This window comes from Kitasatospora sp. NPDC056731, assembly GCF_040687675.1.
Taxonomy (GTDB): Bacteria; Actinomycetota; Actinomycetes; order Streptomycetales; family Streptomycetaceae; genus Kitasatospora.
The window spans coordinates 17,346-30,866 of the sequence record NZ_JBFBNR010000069.1 but is presented as its reverse complement, the minus strand read 5'-3'; the positions used below and the strand labels follow the sequence as shown (position 1 = coordinate 30,866).

9 protein-coding genes are annotated in these 13,521 nt (G+C 73.7%); 3 read left to right on the top strand and 6 right to left on the bottom strand.

The window, feature by feature from the left end; genetic code table 11:
- Positions 1-187 precede the first annotated feature (187 nt).
- From AB0R04_RS36860 to metF, 3 genes are all read right to left on the bottom strand, one after another.
- Positions 188-2,428: a heavy metal translocating P-type ATPase gene (locus tag AB0R04_RS36860; RefSeq protein ID WP_363378278.1), complete on the bottom strand. Its 2,241-nt coding sequence runs from the start codon at positions 2,426-2,428 to the stop codon at positions 188-190.
- A 205-nt stretch (positions 2,429-2,633) separates the two neighbouring features.
- A complete protein-coding gene (locus tag AB0R04_RS36855) occupies positions 2,634-3,797 on the bottom strand; it encodes a permease (protein WP_363378276.1) in 1,164 nt (387 codons plus the stop codon).
- A 139-nt stretch (positions 3,798-3,936) separates the two neighbouring features.
- Positions 3,937-4,878, bottom strand: coding sequence for a methylenetetrahydrofolate reductase [NAD(P)H] (metF, locus tag AB0R04_RS36850; protein WP_363378274.1), 942 nt, complete (start codon positions 4,876-4,878; stop codon positions 3,937-3,939).
- Between the two features lie 252 nt (positions 4,879-5,130).
- Between metF and AB0R04_RS36845 the strand changes: the two genes are divergently transcribed.
- Together AB0R04_RS36845 and AB0R04_RS36840 are read left to right on the top strand one after the other, a co-directional pair.
- Positions 5,131-5,466, top strand: coding sequence for a cation transporter (locus AB0R04_RS36845; RefSeq protein WP_363378272.1), 336 nt, complete (start codon positions 5,131-5,133; stop codon positions 5,464-5,466).
- Positions 5,467-5,714: 248 nt separating this feature from the next.
- On the top strand, positions 5,715-6,926 hold the full coding sequence (locus AB0R04_RS36840) for a cytochrome P450 (protein WP_363378270.1): 1,212 nt from the start codon (positions 5,715-5,717) through the stop codon (positions 6,924-6,926).
- 88 nt (positions 6,927-7,014) lie between these two features.
- Here the strand turns inward: AB0R04_RS36840 and AB0R04_RS36835 are convergent, their stop codons facing one another.
- Entirely contained in the window at positions 7,015-8,223 is a 1,209-nt protein-coding gene (locus AB0R04_RS36835) for a Dyp-type peroxidase (protein ID WP_363378268.1), read from the bottom strand.
- A gap of 31 nt (positions 8,224-8,254) precedes the next feature.
- Between AB0R04_RS36835 and AB0R04_RS36830 the strand changes: the two genes are divergently transcribed.
- On the top strand, positions 8,255-9,619 hold the full coding sequence (locus tag AB0R04_RS36830; RefSeq protein ID WP_363378266.1) for a right-handed parallel beta-helix repeat-containing protein: 1,365 nt from the start codon (positions 8,255-8,257) through the stop codon (positions 9,617-9,619).
- A gap of 42 nt (positions 9,620-9,661) precedes the next feature.
- Here the strand turns inward: AB0R04_RS36830 and AB0R04_RS36825 are convergent, their stop codons facing one another.
- Positions 9,662-10,426: a hypothetical protein gene (locus tag AB0R04_RS36825; RefSeq protein WP_363378264.1), complete on the bottom strand. Its 765-nt coding sequence runs from the start codon at positions 10,424-10,426 to the stop codon at positions 9,662-9,664.
- Positions 10,427-10,542: 116 nt separating this feature from the next.
- Positions 10,543-13,257 (bottom strand): SdrD B-like domain-containing protein, encoded by a 2,715-nt coding sequence (locus AB0R04_RS36820; protein ID WP_363378262.1) that lies wholly within the window; start codon positions 13,255-13,257, stop codon positions 10,543-10,545.
- Between the last annotated feature and the right edge of the window lie 264 nt (positions 13,258-13,521).

Sequence of the window (13,521 nt, the reverse complement as noted above, 5' to 3'; positions counted from 1 at the left end):
GGCGGTGCCGGCGGTCTGGATGTCCCAGACCTGGTTGGGGCCGGCCCAGCAGACCCAGATCGAGGCGCCCTTGTCGGCGTCCAGGCACTGGCCCGGAACCAGGTGCGGTTCCGGGGCCACGGCGGCTCGGGCGGGTCCGGCAGAGTGGGCGGGCTCAGCGGAGTGGGCGGTCAGCGTTCGGGCGGGCTCAGCGGAAGCGGCGCAGCCGCAGGCTGTTGCCGACCACGAAGACCGAGGAGAAGGCCATCGCGGCCCCCGCGATCATCGGGTTGAGCATCCCGGCCGCGGCCAGCGGCAGGGCGGCGACGTTGTAGCCGAAGGCCCAGAACAGGTTGCTCTTGATGGTGGCCAGGGTCTTGCGGGAGAGCCGGATGGCGTCGGCCGCCGCCAGCAGGTCGCCGCGGACCAGGGTGAGGTCGCCGGCCTCGATCGCGGCGTCGGTGCCGGTGCCCATGGCCAGGCCCAGGTCGGCCTGGGCGAGGGCGGCCGCGTCGTTGACGCCGTCGCCGACCATCGCCACGACCTTGCCCTCGGCCTGGAGCCGCTTGACGGTGGCGACCTTGTCCTGCGGCATGACCTCGGCGATGACGTGTTCCGGGGCGATGCCGACCTCGGCGGCGACGGCCTCGGCGACCGCCCGGTTGTCGCCGGTCAGCAGCAAGGGGGTCAGGCCCAGGCCGCGCAGCCGGGCGATCGCCTCGGAGCTGGTCGGCTTGACCGCGTCGGCGACCTCCAGGACGGCCCGGGCCTCGCCGTCCCAGCCCACCGCGATCGCGGTCCGCCCGGCCGCCTCGGCGGCGCGCTTGGCCGCGGCCAGGCCCTCCGGCAGGTACTGCGACCAGTCGTTCAGCAGCGCCTCCCGGCCGGCGACCACCGCGTGGCCGTCGACCACGCCCTGGACGCCCAGGCCCGGCACGTTCTCGAAGCCCTCGACCGCGGGCAGCTCACCGGCCTCGGCGGCGGCGGTGGCGATCGCCCGGGCGATCGGGTGCTCGGAGGCGTGCTCCAGGGCGCCGGCCAGGCGCAGCGCCTCGGTCTCGTCGACGCCCTCGGCGGTGTGCACGGCGAGCAGGGTCATCCGGCCGGTGGTGACGGTGCCGGTCTTGTCCAGGACGATGGTGTCGACCTTGCGGGTGGACTCCAGCACCTCCGGGCCCTTGATCAGGACGCCCAGTTGGGCGCCGCGGCCGGTGCCGACCAGCAGCGCGGTCGGGGTGGCCAGGCCCAGGGCGCACGGGCAGGCGATGATCAGCAGCGCGACCGCTGCCGTGAAGGCGGCGGTCCAGCCCTCGCCGGTGCCCAGCCAGTAGCCGAGGGTGGCCACCGCCAGGACGATCACGATCGGGACGAAGACGGCGGAGATCCGGTCGGCGAGGCGCTGGGCGGCGGCCTTGCCGTTCTGCGCGTCCTCGACCAGCCGGGCCATCCGGGACAGCTGGGTGTCCGCGCCGATCCGGGTGGCCTCGACCACCAGCCGGCCGCCCGCGTTGACGGTGGCGCCGGTGACCTGGTCGCCGACGGCGACCTCGACCGGCACGGACTCGCCGGTGAGCATCGAGGCGTCCACCGCCGAGGCCCCCTCGACCACCACGCCGTCGGTGGCGATCTTCTCGCCCGGCCGGACCACGAACCGGTCGCCCACGGCCAGGCCGCCGACCGGGATCCGGACCTCGGCCCCGCCGCGCAGCACGGTGACGTCCTTGGCGCCCAGTTCCAGCAGCGCCCTGAGCGCGGCGCCCGCGGTCCGCTTGGAGCGGGCCTCGAAGTAGCGGCCGGCCAGGATGAAGGCGGTGACGCCGGCCGCCGCCTCCAGGTAGATGTTCGACGGGCCGTCGCTGCGGGCGATGGTCAGCTCGAAGCCGTGCCGCATGCCCGGCATCCCGGCGTCGCCGAGGAACAGCGCCCACAGGGACCAGAGGAACGCGGCGCCGGTGCCGAGCGAGACCAGGGTGTCCATGGTCGCGGCGCCGTGCTTGAGGTTGGTCCAGGCGGCGCGGTGGAACGGCCAGGCGGCGTAGGTGACCACCGGCGCGGCCAGCACCAGCGACAGCCACTGCCAGTTGTCGAACTGCAGGGCCGGCACCATCGCCATCGCGATCACCGGCACCGCGAGCGCCACGGCCGTGACCAGCCGCTGGCGCAGCGGCGCGAGTTCGTCGACCGGCTCGGCCTGCCCGGCCGGGCCTTCGGCGGCCGGCGGCTTCGGCAGCGCGGCGCTGTAGCCGGTGGCCTCGACGGTGGCGATCAGGTCGGCGACGTCGACGCCCGCGGGGAAGGCGACCTTCGCCTTCTCGGTGGCGTAGTTGACGCTCGCCGAGACGCCGTCCATCCGGTTGAGCTTCTTCTCGATGCGGGCCGCGCACGAGGCGCAGGTCATGCCGCCGATCGAGAGTTCCACCTCCGTGGAGGCGGGTGCCTGGGTGGTCATCGTTGCTCCTCGTGACAGTCGTCGTTCCGGGGACGTGCTGAGCGTCTCCGGTCCGACCTCCATACCCTCGGGGGGTATCGGTCGGCGTCGAGTTCCTTTATACCCCCTAGGGGTACTCAGAACAAGCGGATACCCCCGGCAGGTATCTTCCGGGGTCGGCGGTCCGCCCCGCCCGAAACCCCAGGGAGGTACCCACCGCCGGGCGTCAGTGCCGGTCGTGCCGGTGCCCGTCCCCGACTGCGGGCTCGCCGCCCATCATCCGGAGCATGGCGCGGCCGCCGGTACGCAGGAAGCGGACGAGCAGGGCGGCGGCGAGGAGCAGGAAGGCGATGTTCAACCAGGTCGTGTAGTTCCACTCGATGCCCGCCATCGGGATCTCGGCCTCGCGCTGGTCGGGGACCAGGCCGAGCGCGCCGAAGAGGAACTCGACGGTGTAGCCGGCCACCACCATCGCCGCGTAGAAGGTCCCGAGCAGGAACAGGGCCGTCCGACGCCCGTAGTACTTCCGGTAGATGTTGAGGATCGGCAGGATCAGCAGGTCCGCGAAGATGAACGCGACGACCCCGCCGAAGCTGATCCCGCCCTTCCACAGCACCACTGCGAGCGGCACGTTGCCGATCGAGCAGACGAAGGACGCCATCGCCACCAGCGGGCCGACCAGCGGGCCCCACAGCCGGCCGGCGAGCGGGTGGTCGGCGAAGAAGAAGGCCTGCCAGAAGGAGTCCGGCACCCAGGCGGCGATGGCACCGGCGATGAGCAGCCCGAGGACGAGGTCCTTGAGGATCGCCGCCCACTCCATCACGAACACGTGCGACACGGCCGTGACGCCCTGCCGGGACAGCAGCCGCCGGGCGAAGGAACCCTCCCCCGCGACGGACATGTCCATCGCCGCGTGGCCCTCCATCGAGCCGGCCAGGCCGCGTTCGGCCTGGGCGCGGGCCTCACGCAGCAGCCGGTCGCGCAGCAGCAGCCGGAAGAGCAGGGCGAGGACGAGGATCATCACCGGCCCGCCGACGAACTCGGCCGCCGTGAACTGCCAGCCGAGCAACAGGGCCAGGATGACGCCGAGTTCGACGACCAGATTGGTCGAGGCGATCTCGAAGGCCATCGCGGCGGTGAAGTCCGCGCCCTTGCGGAACAGCGAGCGGGCGAGGGCGACGGCCGCGTACGAGCAGGAGGAGGAGGCCGCGCCGAGGAGGGCGGCGACGCCGAGGGTGCGGGGGCGGTCGTCGCCGAGCAGCCGGACGACGGTGGACTTGTGGACGACGGCCTGGACGACGGCGGAGAGCAGGAAGCCGAGGATCAGCGCCCAGGCGATCTCCCAGGTCATCGATCCGGCGATGGACAGCGCGTGCAGGATCGCGTGCATGGTGGGTCCGCCTTCCCTGGTGCCCCGGGTTCGCCAGCGCCGAGCACCATATACCCGTACCGGGTATCATCCCTCGCACCTCGCCGGGGGCCCGGCCGCTCCCCCGCCAGACCCCCGCCAGACCCCTGTCAGACCTCCGTCAGGCCGCCGCCAGCGGGGCCGACGACTGCGCCGCCCGGTCCAGCCCGAGGTTGCGGTGGATCTCCAGGGCGGCGGTGGAGCGGTTCAGCGTGATGAAGTGCAGGCCGGGCGCACCCTCGCGGAGCAGGCGCTCGGCCATCCGGGTGGCGTGGTCGACGCCGATGCGGTGCGCGGTCGGCCGGTCGCCGCGGGCCGCCTCCAGCCGTGCGGCCAGGCCCGCCGGGAAGGAGGCGCCGCTGAGTTCGGCGAAGCGGGCGATCTGGCGGACGTCGGTGGCCGGCATGATCTCCGGGATGACCGGGGTGTCGCAGCCGGCCTCGGCGAGCCGGTCGCGCAGCCGCAGGTAGTGCTCGACGTCGAAGAACATCTGGGTGACGGCGTAGTCGGCGCCCGCCCGGCACTTGGCGACGAAGTGCCGGATGTCGTCCGCCCAGTCCGCCGAGCGCGGGTGGCGCTCCGGGAAGGCCGCCACCCCGACCGTGAACGCGCCGCAGCCCTTGACCAGTTCGACCAGTTCGGCGGCGTGCCGCAGGCCCCGGGGGTGCGGCTCCCAGGCGCCGTTCGGGTTGCCGGGCGGGTCGCCGCGCAGGGCGAGGACGTCGCGGATCCCGACGTCCGCGTAGCGCCGCAGGACGGCCTGGAGCTCGGCGGTGGAGTGGCCGACGGCGGTCAGGTGGGCCACCGGCCGCAGCGTGGTCTGGGCGGCGATCCGCTCGGTGGTCTCGATGGTGCGGTCGCGCGAGGAGCCGCCGGCGCCGTAGGTGACGGAGACGAAGGTCGGCGCGACCGCCTCCACCCGCCGGATCGCGGCCCACAGGGAGCGCTCACCGGCGTCGTCCTTGGCGGGGAAGAACTCGAAGGAGTACGTCCGCTCGCCGGCCGCCAGGATCTCGCGCAGTCCGCGCGGGCCGCGCGCTCCGGGTCGGGTGGTGTGGTCCATGGGGTGTCACCTCGGGTGATGGGGGTCGGCCGCCTGCCGGGGCCGGCCGCCGGGATGCGGGCGGCCGCTCCCACCCTGCCGGAAGGGCGCAACGAGACTGCCACAAGGATCAGTTGACGATCGGTCGAGTCCGTTTCACGGCCATCGCGAGCGACGCCCTCAATTACCCCTGGGGGGTATGGTACGTTCTCCAGGAGAAGCGGCCGACCGCACCCGCGGCCGGCGCCGGGCACTGATGACAGGAGCACCCCCATGTCCGAGACCACCGTCACCGTCGAGTCCCCCGCCGCCGAGACCGCCGCCGAGACCACCGCCTCCTGCTGCGGCTCCTGCGGCACCGGCGCCACCGAGGCCCCCGCCGCCGGGACCGCCGGGCGGGCCGTCTTCCAGGTCAAGGGCATGACCTGCGGCCACTGCGTCACCTCGGTGACCGCCGAACTGCGGAAGATCGACGGCATCACCGACGTCGCCGTGGACCTCGCCACCGGCAAGGTCACCATCGACAGCACCCTGCCGCTCGCCGACGAGGCCGTCGCCGCCGCCATCGACGAGGCCGGCTACGACCTGGTCGGCCGCCTCGACGGCTAGAACGCGCAGGCCGAGCGCCCCCGACGGCAGGACCGTCGGGAGCGCTCGACTTACAGGGCGGGGGTATGCCCGGCGGGATGCGCCCGGCGGGATACGCGCCGGACAGGCCCCGGTGAAACCCTGACCGGGGGAGGTGAAATCGCTACCATCGGGACCAACGGGACAAGCAGCAGCGGAATCCAACGATCTACGTAAATACGACAGTTGGATTCTCATCCCGCGCCGGACCGCCGACCCCGAAGGGACCCATGTCCACCGCCGCACCCGCCCTCCCCCCGTTGCACCGACTCCCCGTCACCCCCGCCCAGCCGCCCCACCCCACCACCCTCCCCGACGGCACCCCCGCCTGGCTGGTCACCCGCTACCACGACGTCCGCCAGACCCTCACCGACCCCCGCTTCACCCGCGGCGACCTGGCCACCGTCGGCACCCCCGGCGGCGGCGCCGACGTCTCCAGCAACCCGGCGTCGATGTTCAACCAGGACGGGCCGGAACACCGCCGGCTGCGCAGCACCGTCCAACGGGCCTTCACCGCACGCGCCATCGCCGGCTGGCAGCCCTGGGTCGCGGAGGGCGTCCAGCAGGCCGTCGACGCCCTCGCGGCCGGCGGCACCCCCGCCGACCTGGTCACCGCCTTCACCCGGCCGGTGCCCTTCGCCGTCACCAGCCGCCTGATGGGGCTCGACGGCGACGGCCCGGACCACCTCGACGAGCAACGGCTCCGCCGCTGGACCAGGGCGATCCTCGCCGACGGCACCCCGGCCGACGGCGGCGACGCGGCCGACGGCGCCCTGGACCCGGCCGAGGCGCTCGCCGAATGCGCCGCCTACACCGGCGAGTTGATCGCCCGCCGCCGCCACCACCCCGGCGAGGACCTGGTCAGTCGCCTCGTCCAGGCCGCCGACCAGGACGGCGGCGTCCCCGAGGAATCACTCGTCTACCTGGTCTGCGGGCTCACCGCCAGCGGCAACGAGAGCGTCACCGGCGCCCTCGGCAACGCCCTCGTCTACCTGCTCGGCGAACGCCCCGAGGACTGGCCCCGCCTCGCCGATCCCGACACCACCGAACGCGTCACCGAACGCCTCCTGCACTTCATCCCGCTCGGCGACGACGAGGCCACCACCCGGCGCGTCACCGAACCGGTCGACCTCGGCGGCGTCCACATCCCCGCCGGCGCCGTCCTCGCCGTCAGCCTCGGCAGCGCCAACCGCGACGCCGCCGTCTTCCCCGACGGCCTCGACGCCGGCCTCGACCACCCCCTGCCCGCCCCGACCCTCGCCTTCAGCGCGGGCCCCCACTACTGCCTCGGCGCCTGGCGGATGCGCCTGGAAATGCGCGAATCCCTCCGCCGCCTCGCCACCGCCCTCCCGGGCCTGCGCCTCGCCACCCCCGTCGACCGGCTCACCTGGCAGCTCGGCACCACCACCCGCAGCCCCGCCCAGCTTCCGGTCACCTGGTAGCCGGGGGCTCCGGGCCGCCTGCGGCGAGCAGCCCGCAGCCCGCGCCGGCCCCCGGGCCGTCGCGGGCAAACCCCCTTCTTCTCCCCCGTCAGCCCCAGAGCTGCTCGCCCAGGGTGGCGCCCTCGGGAGCGCCGGGCAGGACGTAGGCGACGGCGGAGGCCTGGTGCTGGACGAACGGGTTGAGGGCGTCGCGGGTGGCGAGGCGGGTCTGGACGCGGGTGAACTGGGCGGGGTCGCGCATGAAGGCGCAGAAGAGCAGGCCGCGGTCGTCCGGGCCGTCGTCGTAGCTGTAGCCGCGGCGGAGCATGCGTGCGCCGCCGTCGAGGCGGGGGCTGCTGAGCCGGACGTGGGCGGTGGCGGGGATGACGTAGGAGCCGTCCGGGTTCTTGGCGTAGACGTCCGGTTCGTCGTGTTCGGCGCTGCCGGTGAGCGGGGCGCCGTCGCCCGCGCGGCGGCCGATGACCAGGTCGCGCCGGTCCCCGGGGAGGGCCGCGAAGGCGGCGACGTCCATCCGGATCCGCCGGTAGACCAGGACGGTGCCGTTCTCGTGCGCGCCCGCCGGGCCCCAGACCCACTGCCGGGCGGTCGGCTCGTCGGGGTTGGCGGTGCCGTCCTTGAAGCCGAACAGGTTGCGGGCGGTGGTGCCCGGGGCGGTGGCGGGCAGGAAGCCGGACTGGGTCCAGCGGGGCGTGGCCCCGGCGGCGCGGGCGGCGGTGGCGGCGAGTTCGGCGACGATGGTCAGCGTCCAGCGGTCGGCACCGCAGAGTTGGACGAGGACGTCGCCGCCGCCGCGCGCCGGGTCGAGGCGGTCGCCGGCGAAGGCCGGCAGGTCGGCGAGCGCGGTCGGGACGTTCAGGCCGAGCCGGGCGGCGAGGTCGGGGCCGACACCCACCAGGCTGGTGAGCCGGGCCGGTTCGGCGCCCTGGAGCCGCAGGTCCGGCGACGTCCCGGCGGTCGCGGCGGCCAGCAGCCGGGTGAGGTCCGCGAGCAGGCCGCGCAGGGCGTCCCGGCCGCCGGCGGTGGTGGCGGGTGCGAGGTCGAAGGCCAGCAGCTGGGTGGCGGGCTGCGGGGGTGTGGTCACGCCGGCCTGGCGGGGGCCGTGGAAGAGGGGCGCCGGGTCGGGCGGCGGAGCCGCCGGGTGCTGCGCGGCGCCTTCGTGGCCGCCGTGCGCCAACGCCTGGACGCCGGCGCCGAGTCCGGCGGCGAGCACCGCCCCGGCCGCGAGCAGCGCCCTCCGCTCGACACCGGTCCTGGCGGCTTCCGTCTGTTTCCGCACTTTTCCGGTTTCGGCATGCATGGGCGACATTGGAGACGATAGAACACCTCTCATGCAAATCCTGATGATGCGTCACCCCACCCAGCGGCCCTCACCTGCACGTGCCACGAGACCCCTGCGACGGCTGTCCGCGGCGCTGCTCGCCACCACCTTGGCGCTGGCCGGCTGCGCGGCATCGGGTTCCTCCTCCGACGAGGCCCGCCATCCGGCCGGTACGGTCATCCAGGTCCCGGAGGACTTCCCCACCGTGCAGCAGGCCGTGGACGTCGCGCGCGAGGGCGAAACCGTGCTGGTCCACCCGGGCGTGTACCCGGAGAGCGTCCGGATCACCAAGCCGCGCATCGTCCTGCGCGGGACGGACCGCAACACCGTCGTCCTCAACGGCGGGGTGCGGCTCGTCAACGGCATCACCGTCACCGGCGCCGGCTCGGTGGTGGAGAACCTCACCGTGCACGGCTACCTCGCCAACGGCGTCCTGTTCACCGGCGTCACCGACGAGCACCTGCAACGGCACGGCGCCGGCGGCTCCGCGTACGACCCGCTGGACACCAACCGCTTCCCGCCCGTCCAGGGCTTCCGGGCCTCCCGGGTGACGGCGTACGACAACGGCCTGTACGGCATCTACGCCTTCGACGCGCGCGGCGGCGTGATCGAGGACTCCTACGCCTCCGGGCAGGCCGACTCCGGGATCTACGTCGGCCAGTGCAAGCCCTGCGACACCCTCGTGCACGGCAACACCGTGGAGCGCAACGCGGTCGGCATCGAGCTGACCAACGCCTCCGACGGGCTCAGCATCCTCGGCAACCGGGTGGTCGGCAACCGGGTCGGCGTGACGGTGAACTCCAACGACCTGGAGTCCCTCGCCCCGCAGCACGGCGCGGTGATCGCCGGAAACGTGATCGCCGACAACAACGCCGCCGACACCCCGGAGCAGGCGGACGGCGGCTTCGGCATCGGCCTCGGGATCGGCGGCGGCACCGCGAACCAGGTGCTGCGCAACCTCGTCCAGGGGAACCGCGCCGCCGGGATCATCGTCACCGACCCGCCCGGACACCCGGCGAGCGGCAACCGCGTCGAGGGCAACCGCGCCACGGGCAACGGCGTCGACCTCGTGCTGGCCTCCACCGACCCCGGCAACTGCTTCACCGGCAACACGCCCGACACCCAGAGCCCGGACCGGTTGGAGGGCCAGGCGGCGTGCGGGGCGCAGGGCCGCGGCCCGCTCCCCGGCGGGCGACCCGCCACCGTCATGGCGCCGCCCGGCGTGCCGTTCCACCAGGTGCAGGCCCCGGCCGCGCAGCCCTCCCTGCCCGACCCGGCGGCGCCGGGCCGGCCGGCGACGGACCTGCCGGGGCCCGTCGACCCGGACCGCTACGCCCTGCCCACGGACGCCGCCGCCGTGCCGCAACCCCGGTGAGCCCGGGCCCCGGTGAGCCGCAGCCCCGGCGGCCCTAGGGCCTCACCCGGCGGCCCACGGCGCCTCCGGCATCCGCACGCCGTCCTGCCGCCCGGTGAGGTCGACGGTCGTCGGGGTGCCCAGGCCGGGCATCCGCATGGTGACCCGGCGCAGCGAGCCGTCGCCGTCGACCCAGTAGGTGAGCGGCGACGGCCCGCCGTCCGGGGCGGCGCCCTGGGCGCGCGGGCCGGAGAAGCGGTCGTAGTCGCGGCCGTCGATGCGGTCCCGGCCGAGCAGGCGCGCCCCGGACTGGGCGAGCAGCAGCGGGTTGTCGGGCCGGTCGGCGCCGAGGCGGACCAGCAGGCCGAGCCCGGCGTCCAGCGGGTCGGCCGTGTAGGAGCGCGGCGACCAGCCGGAGCGGGGGACGTGCTCGGCCTGCTCCCAGGCGGGGCCGGATCCGGCCGGCTCCGGGGCCAGCCCGAGGCCGTCGCCGTCCCAGATGATCAGGCCGTGGTCGAGCTGGCCCGAGGCCCCGGAGACCTGGTAGCGGCCCACCCCCCGGCGGGTGCGGTAGTCCACCACCCCCTCCACCCGGATCTGCACGCCGCCGCCCTCCGCCGCGGTGAGCGCCACCGCCGCCGGGCTGGCCTGGTACAGCGTCAGCCGGGACAGCGCCAGCCGGGACGCCTCGTCCATGGTCACCGCCCGTTCCTCCGGTTCGCCCCAGGCCGTCACCCCGAGGGCCGTGGCCCCGGCAATCACGACCGCGCCGACCACCCCGACGAGCAGGCGCAACCGCGCCTTCTTCCCGATCTTCCTGCGGGCCATCTGGCAGCCCTCCTCCGTGTCATCACCGTCGTGCTTGTCATCACCGTCGTGTGAACGAGCGGCGGGCGGGCCCGTGGCATGAATCTCGCCACGGGCCCGCCCCTCCTCACCGCTTCCTACTGGTGCCGTGCCCTGCGCCTACGGGCGACCAGGACCAGCGCACCGCCGGACGCCACCAGCACCGCGCCGCCGACGATCCCCAGCGGCACCAGGGCGTTGGCCCCGGTGCTGGGCAGCTGTCCCCCGGGCGGGGGCAGCGGGTTCACCGTCGACGGGCTCGGCGACTCCGTCGGCCCCGGCGGCGTGGTCGGCTCCGGCGCGCTCGGCGAACTCGACGGGCTCGACGGGCTCGACGGGCTCGACGAGTTGGTCGGCGTCGGGGTCGGCGTCGGGGTGGGCAGCAGCTTGTTGACCGCCGTCACCGAGACACCGTCCGCGAGGTTGTCGGAGGTCAGCGCCAGCGGGCCGAACACGGTGGTGTCCGGGGCCGCGTAGCCGTCGGGCGGGCTGAGCTCCTGCCAGTAGTACGTCCCCGGCACCCCGGCACCCTGGCAGAGGCCGTCGGCGCCGGTCGTGCAGGGCCCGCCCACCGCCGTGTCGGGCTTGTCACCGCCGGTCTGCAACCCGTCGGTGCCGTTGGTGTCGTGCCACAGCTGGAACTTCGCCCCCGCCAGCGGCTTGCCGTCCTGGTCGTGCTTGACCAGGCGCAGCGCGCCCTCCTGCTGCCGGAACCCGAAGTCGAAGGTGTGGTCGTTCTCGCCCGGCCCGCCGGTGCTCAGCGCCCGTTCGGGGAACTTCGCGCCGGGCGGCACCAGGCCCTTGGAATCGATGAAGTGGTTGTCGCCGACGTCCGCGTCGGTGGGCACCCACTGGTAGAGCGGCCCGCCCTTGGCGTAGTCCGCCGGGTTGTCGAGCCGGATCGTGTACTTGGTCCTCGGCTTGAGGCCTCCGGTGACGTTCGAGTCGTCGAAGTAGTACTCTCCGCGCTTCGTCGTCTTCGTCGTGCCGACCAGCTTGCCCGACTCGTCGTAGAGGTGGACGGTCGCGCCCTCGACGGGGCGCTGCCCCGGGTTCTGGATGCCCTTGCGCTCGGGGTCGTACCAGACCCGGTTGCCGATCTGCAGCGGCGCCTGGTCGCAGAGCACCTCCAGGTCGCCCATCGAGGCGCCCTTGCCGAACGGCGCGATGGTCCCGGCCGGGTTGAGCCGGAAGCCGAACTGCGGGTCCTGCTGGCCGTTCGCCCGCTGGAGGAACGACGTGCCGTAGCCGAGGGCGGTGTGGTTGGGGTCGAAGGCGGAGACGGCGACGGTGCTCTCGACCTTGGAGAGCGCCATGCCGGCGAACGCCGTGTTGCGGTGGCCGCCCCAGGTCGTGTCGAAGAACCGGGTGCCCCGGGGAGCGAGCCCGCAGCCGTTGTTGGTGTCCATCACGTACGTGCCGTTCGCCCGGCAGGCCTTGTTCAGGTCACCGCCGGACATGACGACGGCGACGGAGCTCGGCGCCGGGGCTCCCGGCGCGCGGTCGCCGAAGCGGTCGCGGAAGGCCAGCAGCATCGAGCCGTCGGTCTCGAACGTGATCTCGCCCAGCTCGGGTTCGGGTTGGGCGATGGTGTAGTTGCCGCACGGGCGGCCGTTCTGCGTGGTCGGGTAGGTGCTCGTCCACGGGAACCAGCTCGCACCGTCGCACGGGCCCGAGCCGACGGTGGACTGGCGCGGGTAGTCCAGCGGCTGGTCCAGCACCGGCTTGGCGAACACGCCGGTGGCGAGGTCGAAGGGCAGGACCACCGCGCGCAGGTCGGTGAGCTTGCCGGTGGACTCGCCGGAGCACACTCCGCCGAGGTAGCCGGTGCCGTCCTGGAGGCCGAGGCCGAACGGACGCCAGTCCCCCGCCGCCGGGCAGCCCGGGTCGGGGATCGGGTAGGAGGCCGTCGGGCTTCCGGCGGCCGCCACGGTGGCGTTGTAGCGGTAGAGCTTGCGGTCGTTGAGGTTGACGACGAACAGGTCCTTGCCGTCGTCGGTGATCTTGATGCCGCCGAGGCTCTCCTTGCCCGGCGTGTCGAGGAAGGCGTCGTCGGCGCCGCCGCCGTGGGCCGTCGAGCCCGCGTTCGGGACGGTGGTGAACAGCGTCGTCTTCTTCTGCGCGATGTCGGTGACGTAGATCGCCCCGGCACCGCCCGGACCGTAGTCGGTGGTGCGCTTGGCCACCGCCGAGGAGAACAACCGCCGGTCGGCCTTGTTCCAGGCGATGCCGTACAGCGTGCCGGTATCGGCGTTGGTGGCGAGGTTCGTGGCGGTCACGCCCTCGCCGTCCTGACCGCGCGCGCTGTACGGGAAGGAGACCAGCGTGCGCTGGGCCCCGCCCTCACGGTCCATCGGCTGGCAGGCCGTGACCAGCGGGGCGTTCTTCTGGCAGTAGTCACCGGGGTTCCAGAGCCCGGTGGTGTACGCCACGTTCTTGCCGCCCGAGAGGTCGACGAACTCCTCGTTGCTGCTCAGCTGGGTCGGCGCGCCGTCCAGCCCCTGCCGCGAGGCGAACGCCGGGAACAGCACCCCGGGCTTCGGATTCACCACCTGCACCCGGTACTTGCCCCCGGACGGCTTGGCCGCCGCCGGGGCCAGGGTGACCGTCCCGTCGGCCGCCGTCACCCCCTCGATCGCCAGCCCGGCGTCATCCGTGAGCGTCACTTTCACGCCCGCGAGCCCTGGCTCCAGGGCCGGTGTCCACACTCCACTGGTGTCCACCGCCCGGATCACCCGGACGGTCACCGTCCCGTCGCCGGGCTGTGGAAAGGCCGCCGGCGCCGTCACCAGCGCCGCAGCGGACAATCCCACCGTCAGCGCCGCGACCTGCGCGACGCACCTCGTTCGCTGCCTCGTTCTTCCCAATGTCCCGCTCTCATCATCGACGGGTTATCACACCCGGGCTGATCAGGAGTCATCAGCAGATCGGCAATCTTAGCTCTCCGCAAGGGAATTGACGAAACTTCATGTGCACGCGTGACAAGAGCGGCACACTCACTCCACCACCAGTTCGAATCCGGACCCGTTCGTCCGATACCGGCCGCCATGCTCGAAAACAGCACCTTCAGCCCGATT